Below are 17,719 nucleotides of genomic sequence, written 5' to 3' on the forward strand. Positions count from 1 at the left end.
TGACCCCCTCGTTCCCGGGGTAGTCGGGCCCCGCCCCCTGGCGCCCGCGGCGGGCCGCGACCAGACCGAGCCCGAGTACCGCGGATTCTTCCCCGACGAGGTGTCCCTGGTCGACTGCCATCCGACGGGCCCGTTCGTGCAGTTCGGCGCTGCGGTCGAGCTCACCGCGCAGCAGCGCGATCCGGCCGAGCGAGGTGAGCCGCTCGCCGACTTCGGTCCACAGGCCGAGTTCCTCGGCAGTGGCCAGCGCGCCGCGGTGGTGGTCACGGGCGGTGTCGAGGTCGCCGGTCACCTCGGCGTGGCTGCCGAGCAGGAATCCGGCGATGGCCTGACCCCAGCGATCGCCCACCTTCGCGAACAGCTCCCGGCTCCGCTCGGCGTGCTCGCTCAGGCCGATCAGGTCGCCGCGGGCGAAGGCGTCGCGCGCCAGCGACACCGAGGCCGCCGCGATGCCCCAGTCATCGGCGTTGTCGGCGAAGGCATCTCGCAGGTGGGCCGCGTCGTCCATGCCCTGGTGGGCGGCGAATCCGGAGTAGACGTGCGCGAGGTACCAGCGGGCACGCAGTTCGGCGGGCGTGGGTCGCGCAGCGAGGGCCGGCAGAGAATCGACCGTACGGCCGGCGCCGATCTCGAGAGCGCCGCGCCACAACAGGGCAACCCGGCGTGTGGCGGGCTCGGTCTCGCCGGATACCGCGAGAGCGATGCCGAGCGACCGGATGCCCTCGGCGAGGCGTCCGCGCATCACCCAGTACCAGGCGAGGGCGTTGACCAACCGCAGCGCGTCCTCGGACCTGCCCGCGGCACGGGCGGTCTCGAGTGCCCGTCGCAGGTCGGCCGACTCCGCGTCGAGCCGAGACAGCCAGCGGCGCTGGTCACCGGTGCGTAGGTGCCGGTCGGCCAGTTCGGCGAACGCGAGGTAGTAGGCGAGATGGCGCCCTCGCGTGTCGGATTCCTCGCCGCTGTCGCGCAACCGGTCGGCACCGTAGGCGGCGACCGACTTCAGCAGCCGGTAGCGCGGGCGGGTATCGGTGGCGGGGGTGATGATCAGGGAGCGCTCGACCACACGAGCGAGCAGCTCCGCGACCTCGGCGACCGCGATGTCGCCACCGGCGCAGACGGCCTCGGCCGATTCCAGCGTGGCGCCGTCGGCGTGGGCCGAAAGCCGCCGCAGCACAGCACGTTCTGGCTCGTCGAGCAGTTCCCAGCTCCAGTCGATCACCGCGCGCAGGGTGCGCTGGCGATCGGGTGCGTCCCGATAGCCGGACGACAACAGTGTGAAACGGTCCTCGATCCGTTCGGCGAGCACGTGCACCCCGAGCGCGCGGACCCGCGTCGCCGCCAGTTCCAGTGCCAGCGGCAGGCCGTCGAGATGGGCGACGATCGTCGCGATCGCCGCCGCATTGTCGTCGGTGACGGCGAAGCCGGGCGCGCGCGAGCGGGCCCGTTCGACGAAAAGCTGTGCGGCAGGTGAGGTTTCCACCTCGCGCGACCCCGGTCCGGCAGCGGGTGCGGTGGGCAGGGCCAGCGGCGCCACCGGCCGGATGTGCTCGCCCGCGATATTCAGTGGCACCTGACTGGTGACCAGCACCCGCAGCTCCGGTGCGGCGGCGAGCAGGCGTGACACCACCGTGGCGGCCGCGTCGGCGACGTGCTCGCCGTTGTCCAGCACCAGCAGCACCTGCTTGGCCCGCACCGCCTCGGCGAGATGGTCGAGCTGAGTGCCGTTGCCGGGCGCGGGGAACGGGCTCGAACCGGCCGAATCGTCACGGACATCGAAGGCGCCCGCCACGACTTCGGTGATCGTCGTCAGCGCGCTGTCGGTGTCGGTGCCCAGGCACAGTCCGGCGAGCTCGACGAACAGCACGCCGTCGCGCGCCGGATGCGCGGCCGCGGTGGCCAGTGCCAGGCGGGTCTTGCCGACACCGCCCGGCCCGGTGAGCGTCACCAGTCGTTCGGCAGTGACCAGCGCCTCGACCGCGGCGAGATCGTCCGCGCGCCCGATCAGGGAGGTGGGCGCGACGGGCAGGTTCCGGCGTGGTGTCACCGGTGTCGCGGGTGCGGGCCGCGCGGGCGCGCCGAGAGCCGGATCCTGTTCCAGCACAGCACGATGCAATGCGGTGAGCTCGGGACTGGGATCGAGTCCGAGCTCTTCGGCGAGGTGTTCGCGCAGCCGACGGTAGGTTTCCAGGGCTTCGCCGTGCCGCTCCGATCGGTACAGCGCCAGCATGTGGGCCGAGCGCAACCGTTCCCGCAGCGGATGGAGCTCGGTGAGTTCGCCGAGTTCGTCGGCGACCTGATCGTGCTCGCCGAGGGTGATCCGGGTCTGCGCGAGTTCCTCGACCGCGGTGAGGCGCTGTTCCTCCCACCGCAGCACCGGGATCCGCGCGAACTCGTGATCGGCGAGGTCGGCCAGGACCTCGCCCCGCCACAACGCCAGTGCTTCGGTGAGAAGTGTTGCCCGAGTGGCGGTGTCGTCGGTGGCACGCGCCCGATGGAGCACACGCTGGAAGGTCTGGGAGTCCACCGAGCCGTCGGCGACCTCGAGCAGGTAGCCGGGGGAGCGCGAGACCAGCAGCTCGCGCCCGCCCGCCTCGGCGTCGCCGAGAACCCGGCGCAACTGTGAGGCTCGCGTCTGCAACGAACCAGCGGGGTTGGCGGGCAGGGCCGTATCCCACAGATGCTCGACGAGCCGGTCGGTAGGCACTATCCGGCCCGGTTCGACCAGCAGCGCGCCGAGCAGAACCCGCACCTTGAGCTCTGGAACCCGCACGGATCGTCCCTCGTCGGTCCAGACCGCCAAGGGACCGAGCACTCCGAAACGCATGTCACCCACCCTAAACGGCCCGGCCGCCGAGCCGACCACGCACGGCGAGCCCCGCCGCGCCTCGATCATCGCCTCACGTAACCGCTCGAGGTCGTCTGGAGTCGACCCGAAGGGTTCCTGCAGCACGGCCCGGCACTGTCGGTCGCAGTTCGAATCGTCCTCGAAGGGAAACTCCTGATGTCCGAGTTCACCGATGTCCCCGAGCGGGCAGGTACCCGCCAATGGCTGGGACTCGCGGTCCTGCTCCTGCCGACAGTCCTGTTGTTCCTGACCATGACCGTGTTGTTCCTCGCTACCCCGTATATCGCCGCCGATCTGTCGCCGAGCAGCGGTGAGCTGCTGTGGATCAACGACATCTACGGTTTCGTGATGGCCGGTTTCCTCGTCACCATGGGCACCCTCGGTGACCGGCTCGGCCGTCGCCGACTGCTGCTGGCCGGGGCCGTGCTGTTCGGCGCCGCCTCGATCCTGGCCGCGTTCGCGCCGGGCCCGGAACTGCTGATCGCCGCCCGAGCGGTGATGGGCTTCGGTGCGGCCGCCGTCATGCCCGCCACGTTGTCGCTGATCACGACCATGTTCCGGGACGACAGGCAGCGCGCCACCGCCATCGGTCTCTGGGCCGCGTCGGTGTCGGCGGGTGTGGCGCTCGGGCCGCTGCTGGGTGGTCTGATGCTCGCTTCGCTGTGGTGGGGTGCGTCGATGCTCATCGGTGTGCCGGTCATGCTGGTCGTCGTTGCCGCGGTACCGGTGCTGATTCCCGAATACCGTGCGCCGAGCGCGGGTCGACTCGATCCGATCAGTGTCGCGTTGTCGCTGGCCGCGCTGCTGCCGTTCGTCTACGGCGTGAAGAAGCTGGCCGAGACCGGATTCGCCGCCGAATCGCTGCTCACGCTGCTCGCCGGTGTGGTGTTCGCGGTGGTCTTCGTCCGCAGGCAGCTGCGCCTGGCCGATCCGCTGCTCGACGTGCGACTGTTCGCGAATCGCACGTTCAGTGGGTCGCTCGGCGTGTACATGCTGGCCGCCGTCGCCCTGGGCGGGGTATACCTGCTGTTCACCCAGTACTTGCAGTTGGTCGCGGCCCAGTCGCCGCTGCAGGCGGGGCTGTGGATTCTGCCCGCCGCCATCGGCCTGGTCATCGTTTCCACCGTCACCCCCGCGCTCGCTCGCCGCATTCGTCCCGCCTCTCTCATCGCCGCGGGCCTGGCGGTCTCGGCGGTCGGCTACCTGGTGCTCACCCAGGTCGATAGTGTTGCCGGGCTACCGCTGCTCATCGTGGGTTTCTACGTCCTCTACCCGGGCATCGCCCCGGCGATGGCACTGATCCCGGGCCTGGTCATCGGTGCGGCCCCGGCGGAGAAGGCAGGCGCGGCCTCGGCCGTGAACAGCACCGCCAGCGACCTGGGCGTGGCATTGGGCGTCGCGCTGCTCGGCAGCGTGGGCGCGGCCATCTACCGCGCCGACATGTCCGAGGCGGAGGGAGCCGCCTCGGAAACCCTTCCGGCAGCGCTGAGTTCGGCCGAGTCGCTGCCCGCCGACCTCGCCGATTCGCTCGTACTGGCTGCTCGGGAAGCGTTCACCAACGGACTGAACGCCGCCGCGTGGACCGCTGCTGTGCTCTCGGCCGCCGGTGCGGTGCTGGCGGTGGCGTTGCTGCGCCGGATCCCGGCCGGGGCGACCTCGGTGCCGGAAAATGTGGAGACAAAGGAGGTTTCGGCGGCAGGCGGTGTCGCCGAGCGACCCACCGTCGCTGTCTGACGGTCGCGCGATCTCGTCGACCGAGAGCGATCCGCAGCCCCAGTTCGCCGGGTGCTGCGGATCGCTGTATCCATTGCCCTGCAGAGTATTACGTGAAATCTGTCGGGGATTCCGGAGTTGCGCGTCGGCGGTTACCGCCGGTCGACTCGTTCATCGGGGGAGGTGCGGCCGGTGACCACCATCAGTAGTTCTGCCGCCGTGCCGGTGATCGGTGCGCCGTTGCCCGCGGTCCAGGAGCTGTCGGTGGCTCGCAACGAGTATCCGGCCAGCCGATTCTGCGCGTGGAAAGGGGCGCCCATCGTCCATACCCGGTCCAGTGCGAGTTGCGCTGGCGCAGGTGGCATCACCCGGTCGATGCCGAGCGGGACGGCGATGTCCTGCCCGTGCACCAGCAGATCCATCAGCCGATCGACCGGTGTGGTGCCGATCGGGATGGCCCTGGAGTCGATCGTGGCGCGCAGTTCGGCGAGCAACTCGGCGGTCGGTGTCCGGTCGGCGTGGCGGACAGCGGTGTCATGGATGAGGCGGTCGGTGTTGCCGCGCGCGCGGATCAGGTTCACCAGCAAGGCCGCGACCGTGACGCGGGTGGCCAGCACCAGGTGCGCCACAACATCCCGAATCCGCCACCCCTCGCACAGGGACGCGGTGTCCCACGCCGATGCGGGCAGGCCGCGCAGCAATTCGACCAGGGTGGTGCGTTCGTCGGCCACCGCCTGCCAGATCGTGTCGTTCCTCGTGTCCGGTCGGGTCATCGTCGGTTCTCCTTCGCGTGGGCGTCCTCGGTACCGTAGGAGTTCCACCGAGGTGGAGGTGCCAGCGAAAGTGACTCACATCACATATCTGACGATCGGCGAGCTCGCCACCAGGACCGGCGTCGCGGTGCGAACGGTCCGGTACTACTGCGACGCGGGCCTGCTGGACGCGGCGCGCACCCCCACCGGCCACCGAGTGTTCGAACCCGGCGCGGTCGACCGGCTGGTGCTGCTACGCCGGCTGCGCTCCTTCGGCATCGGACTGGCGGCGATCGAGGACGTGCTCGACGGCACTCGCTCGCTCGCCGAGGTGATCGCGGCCGAACGCGTCGCCGTCGACGACGAACTCGACGCGTTGAATCGTCGTCGGGCGCTCCTGCGCGCCGTCGAATCGGCCGCTCCCGACCGGCATGACGAACGCCTGAATCTGCTTGCCGCCGTGGTCGATCCGCGAGCGGCCCACGATGTCCTCGTCACGTTCTGGCGCCGCCAACTCACCCCGCTACCGGCCGCGGCCATCGACGGTTTCCTGAGAATGAACGTCCCCGAACTGGCACCCGGCGCCCACCCCGAACACCTCCTCGCCTACGCGGAACTGATTGCCGTGGCCTCGAATCCGGATATCGCCACCGCCGTGTACGACACCATCCGGCACCGCAGCACCCCCGGCATCCGCGACGAACGGCGCCTCCTGTTCGACGTAGCCGATGCCTGCGTCGCGGTCGCGCCCCTCGTCACCGCGGGCCACCCACCCCACTCCGGCCCTGAACTGGACCATTACGTCGCGATCCACGCCACCGCCCGCGACCGCCACGACACCCCGTCGTTCCGCCGCCAACTCCTCGTCGACGCCGCGGGCGCAGACCACCCAGTCCGCCGATACTGGCACCTCACAACAACTCTCACCGGCGAAACCGCCACGTCCGGCACCACCCAACTCTGGCTCTTCGACGCCCTGACCACGTCGGTGACGTGACAAGGGGAGGCCGGCGACTGACCGGCCTCCCCTTGTCACGACGCAGAACTCAGGGAACGACTTCGACGATGTCGCCCGGTTCCAGCCACTCGTAATGCGCCTTGGCGCCTTCCGGGGTCAGGCGGATGCAGCCGTGGGACTGCTCCTCGGTGGGTCCGATGTGGTAGGCGATGTCACCGTTGAAGAAGACCGCGTACTCCATGGGGGCGTTGTGCAGCGTGCTCCAGTGGAACGGCTTCTTGAAGGCCACCTTGAAGACTCCGGGCGGCGTTTCGTAACCGGGGCGGCCGTGTGACATCGGGCTCGGCCCGAAGGTGACCTTGCCGTTGTCCATCAACCACGCGTTGTTGGTCGACAACTGCAGGCACGCACGGGCTTTCTCGCTGCACGGAGCCACCACGGGCTCCGGCGGCGGGGCGGGAATGATGGCGGGCACGCCGGGCACATCGGGCCCGCCGGGCCACAGTGGTTCGGCCTGAACAGGTGCTGTGACCGCGGCCCCGACCACCGCCGCGCACATCACCGCCTGCACGGCCCATCGGGGAATACGACTACTACTCACGAAATCTTGCCTCTCTCGCCGCGCCCACCCCTGGTCGTCGTACGCCCAGAACATGAGCTTTCACCATCGACACAAGCCTCGGAAACATAGAGGTACAGCGATCATGGAGTATTACGATCGTGTTGAGCAAGCCCAGGGCCGGGCTACCGGCGCGTCACGCGCCGCAGCGGATCTACCGGGGCCGCCGCGGGAGGGTCCGCCCGGAACACACGGGCGGCCAACGGTGGCAACACCATCAGCCGGGTGAGCTGGTTGCGCAGCCAGATCCGGGTGTTCGTGGCGGGGACGAGCATGGCGCTGCCGGTGCCGACCGAGCGCTGGCGAGTGCGGACGATCGGGCGGAAGGCGTGTTCGTAGCGAGCGAAGGCAGCGGTGTGGCCGTCGCTCTCGGCGAGGGCGGTGGCGAGAAGATGCGCGCCTTCGATGGCGAGGGCGGCGCCCGAACCCGAGAACGCGGTGGCGCAGTAGGCGGCATCGCCGACCAAGCCGACGCGGCCGTGCGACCAGGTCGGCATCCGGATCTGTGTCATCGCGTCGAGATAGAACGTCGGATCGGCGGTGGCGGTGTCGAGCAGAGTGGGGATTTCCCAGCCGGCGGTGGCGAATTGCTCGCGCAACAGCTGGATCTGTGATTCCCGGTCGCGCGGGAAGTCGAACTCGCGCGATGTGCGGAACGCGAAGAACGCTTGCGCGTCTCGGTGATTGCCGGATCGATACACCCCGGCGACGCGGCCCGCCGTATTGTGCAGCGTCACCTCTCGCCGCGCGCCGAAGCTCACATCCACCGTGGCGGTCGCGAAGCCGATGCCGAGCGGGTGCGCCGCCTCGGCCTCGCTCAGCACCGCGAGATTGCGCACGCGCGAATGCAATCCGTCGGCGCCGACGACCAGGTCGAATTCCGCGCTGGTGCCACCGGCGAAACTCACCTGGACCGTGTCGCCGTCCTGGGTGATGGTGTCGACGGTGTCGCCGAAGCGGTAGTCGACATCGTGCGCGGTGGCGTCGTAGAGAACGCGGGCGAGGTCGCCGCGCATCACCTCGATATCGCCGGGCTCGTCGAAGGTGCTGGTCGGCATACCGGCGACTCGTCGTCCCTGGGCATCGACGAAGGTGAGCGCCCGGATATCGGTGGCGAGGTCGCGCAACGCGGGCAGCACCCCCATGGATTCGGCGATACCGACCGCGGCGCCGCGCAGATCGACGCCGTTGCCGCCCGCGCGCAGCTCCGGAGCCTGTTCGACGACGGTGGGACGGAACCCCTGGCGGACGAGCCAGTAGGCGAGAGTGGGCCCGGCGATGCTGGCGCCGGAGATGAGAATGCGGGAATTGGTCGACATGACGACTCCTCAGTGACTGACCGTTGGTCAGTTTTCACCGTAGGCTCCTGACCGATGGTCAGTCAAGGGATAGAATGCGCCGATGAGTGATGACGCAGCGGTCGGCACCAGGGAGCGCATTCTTGCCGTCGCGATGGATCTGTTCAGCGCGCACGGTTACCACCGCACGACGGTGCGGGCGATCGCCGACCAGCTCGACATCTCCAAGGCTGGTGTCCTCTACCACTTTCCGAGCAAGTACGACATTCTCGCCGGACTGGCCGAGCCGCTGCTCGTCGCCCTCGCCGCCGCCTTGGCCGCAGCGGCCGACCCCGATCCGCGGGTCGCCCGCAGGCAGGCGCTCGAAGGCATTCTCGAGGTCTACATCGAGCATCGATATCTGCTGCGCCTCAACGTCAACGATCTCGCGCTCGCCGCGTCGGGCAGCATCTTCGAACGGTTCCGCGACTTGGTATTGGCCGCGAATGTGCTGGTAGCGGGACCGAATCCGACGCTGTCCGATCGCGTGCGCGCCGTGCAGGCATTGGGCGTGCTCAGCGACCCGGTGGTGTTGTTCGCGGACGAATCGCCGACGGCTCTGCGTGCGGAAGTGCTGGCCGGGGTGGATCTGCTGTACCCCGACGACATGAATGCTGCTGCGGTGCACCGTGGTAGGCCCGCACTGCTCGACGAAGCGGGAGTAGCCGCGGCGCGCAGGATGAGCCGGGTAGAGCACCGCAGCGCCGCGGAGATCGCCGCCACGCTCGGCGTCTCGCGAGCAACCGTGTATCGGTATCTCAAAGACTAATTGTGAGACGAATTATGAGACATTAATGAGACAAATCGGCGAGCACTTGACGACTTAGGTAAGCCTGACCTACGCTGATCTCGGCGTACGGATGAGCCGGTGGTCCCGAGGGCTGCGGTCGACTCCGCCATCCTGCCGCGGCGGGCTCCGTTTTCGAGACGGAGCCCGCCGCTACGTCTTACCGGCTGTTGAGCGCCGTTTCGGATGGTGTAAACCGGACGGTATGAGCGAAACGCCCCTGTCCCTGGCCGATGTCACCCCCGAGTTGATGACCAAGGCCAGCGAAGGCACCTTCACCGACCTCATCGGCCTGCGCTACACCGAGGTCAGCCCCGACCGGGTCCGCGGTGAATGGCAGGTGCGTCCCGAACTGCATCAGCCCGCGGGTATCCAGAACGGTGGCGTCTACTGCACCATCATCGAAACTCTCGCGAGCGTCGGCGGCGGCGTCTGGTTCGGCGAGCGTGGTTCGGTCGTCGGCGTCAACAACAACACCGACTTCCTGCGTGCGGTCCGCGAGGGCGTCCTCACCGGCGAGGCCACCCCCATCCACCGTGGCCGCAGCCAGCAGCTCTGGGTCGTCGTCATCACCGACGCGGAAGGCCGCACCGTCGCCCGCGGCCAGGTCCGCCTCCAGAACCTCGCCGCCTAGCGGTCCATGGGAGCCCCCGGCCGTGCCGGGTTCGGCGTCGTTCCGGTCTGAACCTGTGAGTTCAGCTTTCTGTACGAGTCCGGTGGCATCGGCGTACCGGGATCGATAACATCGGTCTTTGTGAAGCACGTTGTAGTCGCGGGCGGGACAGACGGGTTGGGGCGGGCGGTCGCACTGGACCGACTCGCCAAGGGCGATGCCGTCGTGGTGATCGGGCGCGATCCGGCGAAGGGCGCGGACCTCCTCGCCGCGGCGGCGGCCATCGGCGCGGACCGACGTGCGCATTTCGTGCGGGCGGACCTGAGTTCGATCGCCGAGACGCGCACCGCGATCGAGTCCGTGCGCGCCCACTTCACCCGACTCGATGCCCTCGTGCTGTGCGCGCGGCACTATCGCTCCGAGCGGCTGGTCACGGTGGAGGGGTTCGAATACACCTTCGCCTTGTTCTACCTGAGTCGCTTCGTGCTGAGCTACGAACTGATCGATCTGTTCGACTCCGCGGTCGACCCGGTCGTCTTGAACGTGGCGGGGCCAGGCAGCGGGACCGAGGAGATCCGCTGGGACGATTGGGGTTTCGAGCGTGACTACCACGGGTTGCGTGCCCTGTCCCAGGGTGGACAGCTCAACGATCTACTGGGTATCGAGTTCGCGCGCCGATCGTCCGCGACGCGCGTGCGCTATGTCCTGCTGCACCCCGGTGTGGTCGATACCGGCCTGTCGGGCGACTATGACGCGGAGATGGCAGTGAGGGTCGAGGCGATGCGCGCGACAGCGCAATCGATCGATCAAGCGGTCGGTCCGATCCTGGGCGTCCTGGATGAACCGCCGACGGAGCCACTGGTCGCGATCGTGCAGGGCGCACGGCTCGACACCGCGGGGCCTGCCTTCGACTCCGCGGCGGCTATCAAGCTTTTCGACGAAACGGTGAGAGTGCTGGCTCGGCTGTGATCCGCGAGTTCCGGAGGCTGTAGCCCTCGGATCGGTCGATGGTGGTGATCCGCCAACCGCCGCGGCCGAGTACCTCGACGACCAGCGCGCTGATGTTCCACGCGTCGTCGTCACCGCGGTGATGGGTGCCTTCGAGGGGGATGTCGGCGATCCGGAGCGCGTGGTCCATGCCGGGGCGTCGTCGCAGGTCGTAGGACTCGGTGAAGACTTGTTTGGCGTTGGTGTGCTCGGGGCCGAAGGGGTAGTCGACGCCGGTGGTCGCGCACTGGGCGCGGAACTGTTTGCGGTCGTAATCGCCCCAACTCGCCCACGGCCGCTCGCCTGCCGCGAACTCGTCGGCCAGCCGGCGGCACGCCTCACCGAACTCGACACCCTTGTCGACCTGCTGCTGGGTGAGGGTGGTGAGCTCGGTACAGAAATCGCTCACCGTGGACCTGGTCGGGCGCACGATGATGTCGTGTTTGCTCACCCTGGTCCGGGTGGCGAGATCGACCACCGTGATCCCGATCTCGATGATCTCGTTGACCTGTCCGGCGGGCGGGTCGCCCGCCCAGCAGGTGGCTTCCACGTCGACCACGTTGAGCAGGCCGGTCCACTCGTTCATGGGTGTGACGGTACGGGCGCGTCGTGGTGTGCTCCAGTGATATTCGTGGCGCGGCGATCCGTGGCACAGGCGCACCCGCCGCTCGGCCGGTGAGTTGGCTGTTCCCGGGCCGATCCCGGACCCATCGTTAACATCTCGTTAATCGCCTCGGGGTCGTCCCCGGTCGCGCTCGGCGGCGGTCGCCGCGCAGCCGGGCGACGTGCCAGAATGTCGCTCACCGACCACGACCCGCCGAGGAGAGAACGTATGCGCCTGTCGCCGCACGAGCAGGAACGGCTGCTGCTGAGCTATGCGGCCGAGCTGGCGCGCCGCAGGCAGGCGCGGGGGTTGAAGCTGAACCATCCGGAGTCGATCGCGTTGATCACCGATCACGTGCTCGAGGGAGCACGGGACGGGCGGACCGTGGCGGAACTGATGTCGTCGGGGCGATCGGTGCTCACCCGCGAGGATGTGATGGAGGGGGTGCCGGAGATGATTCACGACGTGCAGGTCGAGGCGACGTTTCCCGATGGCACCAAGCTCGTCACCGTGCACCACCCGATCGGATAGGCGAGACCCATGATTCCCGGCGAATACCTCTGTGCCGAGGGCACGATCGAACTGAACGCGGGCGCGGTACGCGTCGAGCTCGAGGTGGTCAATACCGGCGACCGCCCCGTTCAGGTGGGCAGCCACGTGCACTTCCCGCAGTCCAACGCCGCGCTGGAGTTCGATCGCGAAGCCGCCCACGGGCACCGGCTCGATATCCCGGCAGGCACCGCCGTTCGATTCGAACCCGGTCTGCCGCAGTGGATTTCGCTGGTTCCGCTCGGTGGTACCCGCGAGGTATACGGCATCAGCACGAACCCGCCCGGGCACCTGGATGCCTGAGGTGACCGACAACCATCGCGCGGCAAGCCTCTCGCCGCGACGTCCGGGAGAGAGCCGATGACCGAACTGAGCCGCGCCCGCTACGCCGAACTGTTCGGGCCGACCGCCGGCGACCGTATTCGCCTGGCCGACACCGACCTGATCGTCGAGATCACCGAAGACCGCAGTGGCGGACCGGGACTCGCCGGTGAGGAAGCGGTGTTCGGCGGCGGCAAGGTGCTGCGCGAGTCGATGGGTCAGTCACGCGCGACCCGCGCCGACGGCGCCCCCGACACCGTCATCACCGGTGTCGTGATCATCGACCACTGGGGCATCATCAAGGCCGACGTGGGCATTCGCGACGGCCGGATCTGCGGTATCGGCAAGGCGGGCAACCCCGACACGATGTCGGGCGTGCACCGCGATCTCGTTGTCGGCCCGTCGACCGAGATCATCGCGGGCAACGGCCGCATTCTCACCGCGGGCGCCATCGACTGCCACGTCCACTTCATCTGTCCGCAGCTGATGGACGAGGCGCTCGGTGGCGGCATCACCACGCTCATCGGCGGCGGCACCGGCCCCGCCGAGGGTTCCAAGGCCACCACCGTGACACCGGGCTCCTGGCACCTGGCGCGGATGCTGGAATCCCTGGACCACTGGCCGATGAACATCGTGCTGCTCGGCAAGGGCAACACGGTGAGCCAGGAATCGATGTGGGAGCAATTGCGTGGCGGCGCATCGGGTTTCAAACTGCACGAGGACTGGGGCTCCACCCCGGCCGCGATCGATGCCTGCCTCACCGTCGCCGACGCGGCGGGCGTGCAGGTGGCACTGCACTCGGACACGCTGAACGAGGCCGGTTTCGTCGAGGACACCCTCGCCGCCATCGCGGGCCGCGGCATCCACGCCTACCACACCGAGGGCGCGGGTGGCGGCCACGCGCCCGACATCATCACTGTCGCTTCCCATCTCAATGTGCTGCCCAGCTCCACCAACCCCACCCGGCCGCACACCGTCAACACCCTCGACGAGCACCTCGACATGCTGATGGTGTGTCATCACCTGAGCCCGTCGATCCCCGAGGACCTGGCCTTCGCCGAATCGCGGATCCGCCCGTCCACCATCGCCGCCGAAGACCTCCTGCACGATCTGGGCGCCATCTCCATGATCGGCTCGGACTCCCAGGCGATGGGCCGGATCGGTGAAGTGGTGATGCGCACCTGGCAGACCGCGCACGTGATGAAACGCCGCCGTGGCGCCCTGCCCGGTGACGGCGCGGCCGACAACGCCCGCGTGCAGCGCTACATCGCCAAATACACGATCTGCCCGGCGGTTTCGCACGGACTCGACGACGAGATCGGCTCGATCGAGGTCGGTAAGCTCGCCGACCTGGTGCTGTGGGAACCGGCGTTCTTCGGTGTCCGGCCGCACGCGGTCCTCAAGGGCGGCATGATCGCCTGGGCCGCGATGGGCGACGCCAACGCCTCCATCCCCACCCCGCAGCCCGTGCTTCCACGCCCCATGTTCGGCGCCGCGGCCCCGGCCGCCGCGGCGACCTCCCTGCACTTCGTCTCCGAACAGGCCATCGACGACGGCCTCGCGAACCGTCTGAACGTGCGCCGAAAGCTGGTGCCGGTGAAGAACGCTCGCCGCGTCACCAAGGCCGACATGCCCCACAACGACGCCATGCCCCACATCGAAGTAGACCCCGATACCTTCACTGTCCGCATCGACGGCGAAGTCTGGGCAGAGGAACCCGCCACCGAACTCCCGATGGCCCAGCGCTACTTCCTTTTCTGACCGCCGTCTTCGCTGCGTCCGTGCCGGGCTGATGAACGCTGTCGCGGCTGTGTCCATTAGGCTCGTCGCGATCCGAGCGGGGCGGGTTTCGGCACGCCTTCCGCCGCACAGCGCCGGGGACCCCGGCGGGAGGGGAACACAGCATGGACGACCTGAACAACGCCGCCGCGGACCTGTCGCGCTGGGCGGAGGACCTGGAACAGAAGGCGCAGCGCTACCAGGAGCTGCACGCCAAGATGACCGCGGTGAGCGTCACCGATACCTCGGCCGACGGCCGGATCAGCGTCACCGTGGACGCCAACGGTTCGACCACCGCGATCACTTTGGCGGCCGCCGTGCGCGGCATGGATCCCACCGCCGTGGCGGCCGAGCTCATGGCCTGCACGCATCGCGCCCAGGCGCGCCTGCGTGACCAGGTCACCGGCCTGGTCCATGACACGGTCGGCACCGACGAGGCCGGGGAGGCGATCGTCGGCCAGTACAGCGACCGGTTCCCCGACCTGGACCCGACCGCGTCGGCGCCCGTCCCGCCGTCGTCGCCGCCCGCCGCTCCGGCCGCCCCCGCCGCATCGTGGCCGGCCGCGCCCGAGGCTCCCGCCACTCGCAAACCCGACCGTGATCGGGTTGTCGCGCCCGAGGAGCCGTCCGACGAGGACATGTTCTACCAGCGCAAATCCTGGTTGCAGTAGCCACCGCTACAACCCGGCACACATTCGAGGGAACCGAACGGGGCTGGGGCGCGTCCAACTAGATCGAGAGCTGCGGACTCGACCGAGTTCGCCGGAGGAGGGATTCTGCGTGACCAGTCTGGTGAATGTGAATCTGGAGGCGATCAGGTCACAGGCCTGCTCGGTGGACGGCGTGTCCGGCGGGGTCGCCAAGGCGCTCGAGGCGGCGAACTATCTCGCCCACGCCGACGACGGCTACGGCCTGCTCGTGAAGCCGTACGCGGTGAGCACCCTCAACTCGCTCCACGACGACATCACCGAGGCACTGGCGCAGCTCGACACCCTGGCCGCGGAGATGCCGGGCAAACTCCGCACCGCCGCCGACACCTTCGAAACGTGTGACACCACCCGGGCGGGCGATCTCACGGGCAAGACCGCCGAGATCGAAAGGAACGTCTGACCATGGCCGACGGACCCAACGCGGCGGGCACGTTCCTCAACGAGCACACCGTCCTGCCCGGCACGGTGAGCACCTTCGACGACGGCGAAGCTCCCGAGAACGACCTGCTCCAAGACGGCGTCGACTATCGGGACACCTATTACCAGGAGAACAACTTCCTGTTCAGCAATGTGGGCCGGCCGACGGGTGGGGAGGAACCCGACGCGGGCATCATGAAGGGCACACTCCAGGGTGACACCTGGGAGAACGGCCTCGGCCTCTACAACGCGATGACCGGCGACGGGTCGATCATGACCAAGGTCGACGCCATCTCCAAAGCGGCCGGTACCGCGGGTGATTGGGCGTCGGCGGCGACGATGTTCGGCAAGGCGATCAAGGGCACCTCCACGCTGGCGAAGTTCGACCCGTTCAACTTCCTCGGTTCGCAACTGATGAGCTGGATGCTCGAACACGTCGAACCGGTGCGCAAATCACTGGAATCGATCACCGGCAGCCCGGATATGGTCCAGGCGTATTCGGATTCGTGGAAGGCGATCGCCGAGAGTCTGACGACCACCGCGCAGGAGTGGGCGACCGCGCTCGACACCGGAATCGGTGAATGGGCAGGTGCCGCGGCCGAAGCCTACGTGGCCAAGGCGACCGAGCTGACCGGCAAGATCGCCGAGAAGGCAGCCGTCGCCGAGGTGCTGTCGGAGTGCAACGCGGCGATGAAGGGCATCGTCGAGACAGTGCGCGAGATCGTGGTCGAGATCCTGAGCAATCTCGCCGGCATGCTCGCCGAGATGACCGCGCTGCTCATCGCCTCCGCCGGAACTGCCACCCCCGCGCTCATCGCCAGGGCGCTGCTCGACATCTCGCTGGCCACGGTGACGGTCTCGCAGATGCTGGTGAAACTGGCACAGGCGCTGATCGATACGAAGATGCTGGCGCAGAGCGCGGTGAAGATCATCCAGGGCGTGACCGAGGTCGAGACCGCGAAGTAGCGGCCGAGGAGCCGGTGCCGACCCCCGCTCGGTGGCAGACTGCGTCTATGACGATCAACGATTGGGCCGATGTCGACAGCTACCTCGTCACCACGCTCGTCGGTGACGAGGGAGCGCCCGCACTCACCGCCAACGCCGACGCGGGGCTGCCCGCCATCGACGTCTCCCCGCCCCAGGGCAAACTGCTGAACCTGTTGGCCCGCACCGCGAAAGCGCGCCGGGTCCTCGAGATCGGCACCCTCGGCGGATACAGCACCGAGTGGCTGGCGCGCGCGGTCGGTGACGGCGGTCTCGTCGTCACCCTCGAATTCGAACCCCGCCACGCCAAGGTCGCGCGCGAGAACCTCGACCGCGCCGGCGTGGGGGAGCGCGTCGAGATTCTGGTGGGCGCGGCCCTCGACACCCTGCCCGGTGTCGCCGAGGATCTGACCGAACCGTTCGACCTGGTCTTCATCGACGCCGACAAGGTCAACAACTCCAACTACGTGCAGTGGGCGCTGCGCCTGACCCACCCGGGCTCGGTGATCATCGTCGACAACGTGGTGCGCGCGGGCGCGGTGGCCGACGAGCAGACCGAGGATCCCAATGCCCGAGCGAGCCGCGACCTGATCGAATTGCTCGCCGCCGAACCGAGTGTCGACGCGACCGTCATCCAGACCGTCGGCGCGAAAGGGTGGGACGGATTCGCCTACGCCGTGGTGAACGGCCCGAATTCCTGATCTTCACCGCCCGGCAATGCGCAGGGTCATTGCCGGGCGTCCGGGATTCATCGGGAGGTTGTTCGCTGCCGCTAGCGTGGGACTGTTCGACTTCAGGAGCCGCCATCATGGAATTCCGTCATCTCGTCTCGTTCATCGCGCTCGCCGAGGAACTGCATTTCGGACGGGCGGCGCAGCGCCTGCATCTGACGCAGCCGAGCCTGAGCGCTCAGTTGCAGAAGCTGGAGAAATCCCTGGAAGTGCAGCTGGTCGCGCGCAATTCACACGAGGTGCGGCTGACGCCGGCGGGCCGGGAGTTCGAGCTGCAGGCCCGCCAGATCATCGCCCAGCTCGACCGGGCCGCCCAGGCCGCGAAGGCGACCGCCGCCGGTCGCGCCGGTAGCCTGAACGTCGGCTACAACCTGCCCGCCAGCAAGCACATCCTGCCCGACGCGCTGGCCCAGCTCACCGACCGCCACCCCGGCATCTCGGTGTCGCTGTGGGAGAAGCGAACCGGGCCGCAGCTGGCCGCCCTGGCCGACGGATCCCTCGACCTGGCCATGGTCTACGGCCACCCCAGCACCGCCGACTTCCGGTATCGGCGGCTGCTGCACCGGATTCCGCTGGTGGCGGTGGTCGGCCGGCAGCACCGCTGGGCCCACCGCTCGCACGTGCCGTTCGCCGAACTGCGGGACCAGGACTGCGTGCTGTTCGCCCGTGAACAGTGTCCGGCGATGTACGACGCGATCCTGCGGTCGGCCGCGCAGACCCGGATCTCGCTGAACATCACCCAGATCGCCGACGATCCGGGCGCCACCGCCCACATCGTCTCGGTGCGCCCACTGGTCGGATTCGCCTCGCTGCCACGGGCGGTGTCGGCGGGTATGGGGTCCTCGGACACCGACCCGGTGGCGGTGAAACTGGTCGATCCGGTCCCGACCCTGGATCTGCACGTGGTGTGGCGGGCCGACGAACAGAATCCGGCGGTGGCGATGTTTCTGGATTGCCTCGCGTCCACGGCACCTGCCCTGGCCGACGACCAGGTCTTGACGGCGTGAAGTCGT

The 17,719-nt window shown here is 68.5% G+C and carries 18 protein-coding genes; 13 read left to right on the top strand and 5 right to left on the bottom strand.

Annotated features, from left to right (window positions below):
- Window positions 1-2,824, bottom strand: a 2,824-nt coding sequence (locus tag ACWGCN_RS08165) for a BTAD domain-containing putative transcriptional regulator (RefSeq protein WP_452528992.1), incomplete at its 3' end; no start/stop codon positions are given.
- 177 nt (window positions 2,825-3,001) lie between these two features.
- On the opposite strand from ACWGCN_RS08165, the gene ACWGCN_RS08170 reads away from it, so the two are divergent.
- On the top strand, window positions 3,002-4,579 hold the full coding sequence (locus ACWGCN_RS08170; RefSeq protein ID WP_452460326.1) for an MFS transporter: 1,578 nt from the start codon (window positions 3,002-3,004) through the stop codon (window positions 4,577-4,579).
- Between the two features lie 131 nt (window positions 4,580-4,710).
- On the opposite strand, the gene ACWGCN_RS08175 is transcribed toward ACWGCN_RS08170, so the two are convergent.
- Complete coding sequence (locus ACWGCN_RS08175; protein WP_449965720.1) at window positions 4,711-5,331, bottom strand: maleylpyruvate isomerase family mycothiol-dependent enzyme; 621 nt, start codon at window positions 5,329-5,331, stop codon at window positions 4,711-4,713.
- Between the two features lie 70 nt (window positions 5,332-5,401).
- Here ACWGCN_RS08175 and ACWGCN_RS08180 point away from each other — a divergent pair, with 70 nt between their 5' ends.
- A complete protein-coding gene (locus ACWGCN_RS08180) occupies window positions 5,402-6,307 on the top strand; it encodes a MerR family transcriptional regulator (protein ID WP_452460327.1) in 906 nt (301 codons plus the stop codon).
- Between the two features lie 49 nt (window positions 6,308-6,356).
- On the opposite strand, the gene ACWGCN_RS08185 is transcribed toward ACWGCN_RS08180, so the two are convergent.
- On the bottom strand, window positions 6,357-6,869 hold the full coding sequence (locus tag ACWGCN_RS08185; RefSeq protein ID WP_387443125.1) for a L,D-transpeptidase: 513 nt from the start codon (window positions 6,867-6,869) through the stop codon (window positions 6,357-6,359).
- Between the two features lie 143 nt (window positions 6,870-7,012).
- A complete protein-coding gene (locus ACWGCN_RS08190; protein WP_452460328.1) occupies window positions 7,013-8,206 on the bottom strand; it encodes an FAD-dependent monooxygenase in 1,194 nt (397 codons plus the stop codon).
- 82 nt (window positions 8,207-8,288) lie between these two features.
- On the opposite strand from ACWGCN_RS08190, the gene ACWGCN_RS08195 reads away from it, so the two are divergent.
- From ACWGCN_RS08195 to ACWGCN_RS08205, 3 genes are all read left to right on the top strand, one after another.
- Window positions 8,289-8,993 carry a TetR family transcriptional regulator gene (locus tag ACWGCN_RS08195; protein ID WP_378988415.1) on the top strand — a complete coding sequence of 235 codons (705 nt, stop codon included), beginning with the start codon at window positions 8,289-8,291 and terminating at the stop codon, window positions 8,991-8,993.
- 268 nt (window positions 8,994-9,261) lie between these two features.
- Window positions 9,262-9,645: a PaaI family thioesterase gene (locus tag ACWGCN_RS08200; protein WP_452459923.1), complete on the top strand. Its 384-nt coding sequence runs from the start codon at window positions 9,262-9,264 to the stop codon at window positions 9,643-9,645.
- Window positions 9,646-9,765: 120 nt separating this feature from the next.
- On the top strand, window positions 9,766-10,593 hold the full coding sequence (locus tag ACWGCN_RS08205) for an SDR family NAD(P)-dependent oxidoreductase (RefSeq protein ID WP_452459913.1): 828 nt from the start codon (window positions 9,766-9,768) through the stop codon (window positions 10,591-10,593).
- Here the strand turns inward: ACWGCN_RS08205 and ACWGCN_RS08210 are convergent.
- Entirely contained in the window at window positions 10,550-11,197 is a 648-nt protein-coding gene (locus ACWGCN_RS08210) for an exonuclease domain-containing protein (protein WP_452459915.1), read from the bottom strand. The two genes, ACWGCN_RS08205 and ACWGCN_RS08210, sit on opposite strands and share 44 nt — an antisense overlap.
- Window positions 11,198-11,443: 246 nt before the next feature.
- Between ACWGCN_RS08210 and ACWGCN_RS08215 the strand changes: the two genes are divergently transcribed.
- From ACWGCN_RS08215 to ACWGCN_RS08250, 8 genes are all read left to right on the top strand, one after another.
- Window positions 11,444-11,746 (top strand): urease subunit gamma, encoded by a 303-nt coding sequence (locus ACWGCN_RS08215; protein ID WP_101467224.1) that lies wholly within the window; start codon window positions 11,444-11,446, stop codon window positions 11,744-11,746.
- Window positions 11,747-11,755: 9 nt separating this feature from the next.
- On the top strand, window positions 11,756-12,067 hold the full coding sequence (locus tag ACWGCN_RS08220; RefSeq protein WP_452459916.1) for an urease subunit beta: 312 nt from the start codon (window positions 11,756-11,758) through the stop codon (window positions 12,065-12,067).
- A gap of 57 nt (window positions 12,068-12,124) precedes the next feature.
- Window positions 12,125-13,846, top strand: coding sequence for an urease subunit alpha (locus tag ACWGCN_RS08225; protein WP_378988407.1), 1,722 nt, complete (start codon window positions 12,125-12,127; stop codon window positions 13,844-13,846).
- Between the two features lie 143 nt (window positions 13,847-13,989).
- On the top strand, window positions 13,990-14,535 hold the full coding sequence (locus ACWGCN_RS08230; RefSeq protein ID WP_378988405.1) for a YbaB/EbfC family nucleoid-associated protein: 546 nt from the start codon (window positions 13,990-13,992) through the stop codon (window positions 14,533-14,535).
- A gap of 109 nt (window positions 14,536-14,644) precedes the next feature.
- Window positions 14,645-14,974, top strand: a complete 330-nt coding sequence (locus ACWGCN_RS08235) for a type VII secretion target (protein WP_378988403.1) — start codon at window positions 14,645-14,647, stop codon at window positions 14,972-14,974.
- A 2-nt stretch (window positions 14,975-14,976) separates the two neighbouring features.
- Window positions 14,977-15,957, top strand: coding sequence for a hypothetical protein (locus tag ACWGCN_RS08240; protein ID WP_378988401.1), 981 nt, complete (start codon window positions 14,977-14,979; stop codon window positions 15,955-15,957).
- Between the two features lie 47 nt (window positions 15,958-16,004).
- Window positions 16,005-16,676, top strand: a complete 672-nt coding sequence (locus ACWGCN_RS08245; RefSeq protein WP_378656229.1) for an O-methyltransferase — start codon at window positions 16,005-16,007, stop codon at window positions 16,674-16,676.
- 107 nt (window positions 16,677-16,783) lie between these two features.
- A complete protein-coding gene (locus ACWGCN_RS08250) occupies window positions 16,784-17,713 on the top strand; it encodes a LysR family transcriptional regulator (RefSeq protein ID WP_378988399.1) in 930 nt (309 codons plus the stop codon).
- Window positions 17,714-17,719: the final 6 nt, after the last annotated feature.

It is taken from the genome of Nocardia sp. NPDC055050, assembly GCF_053608345.1.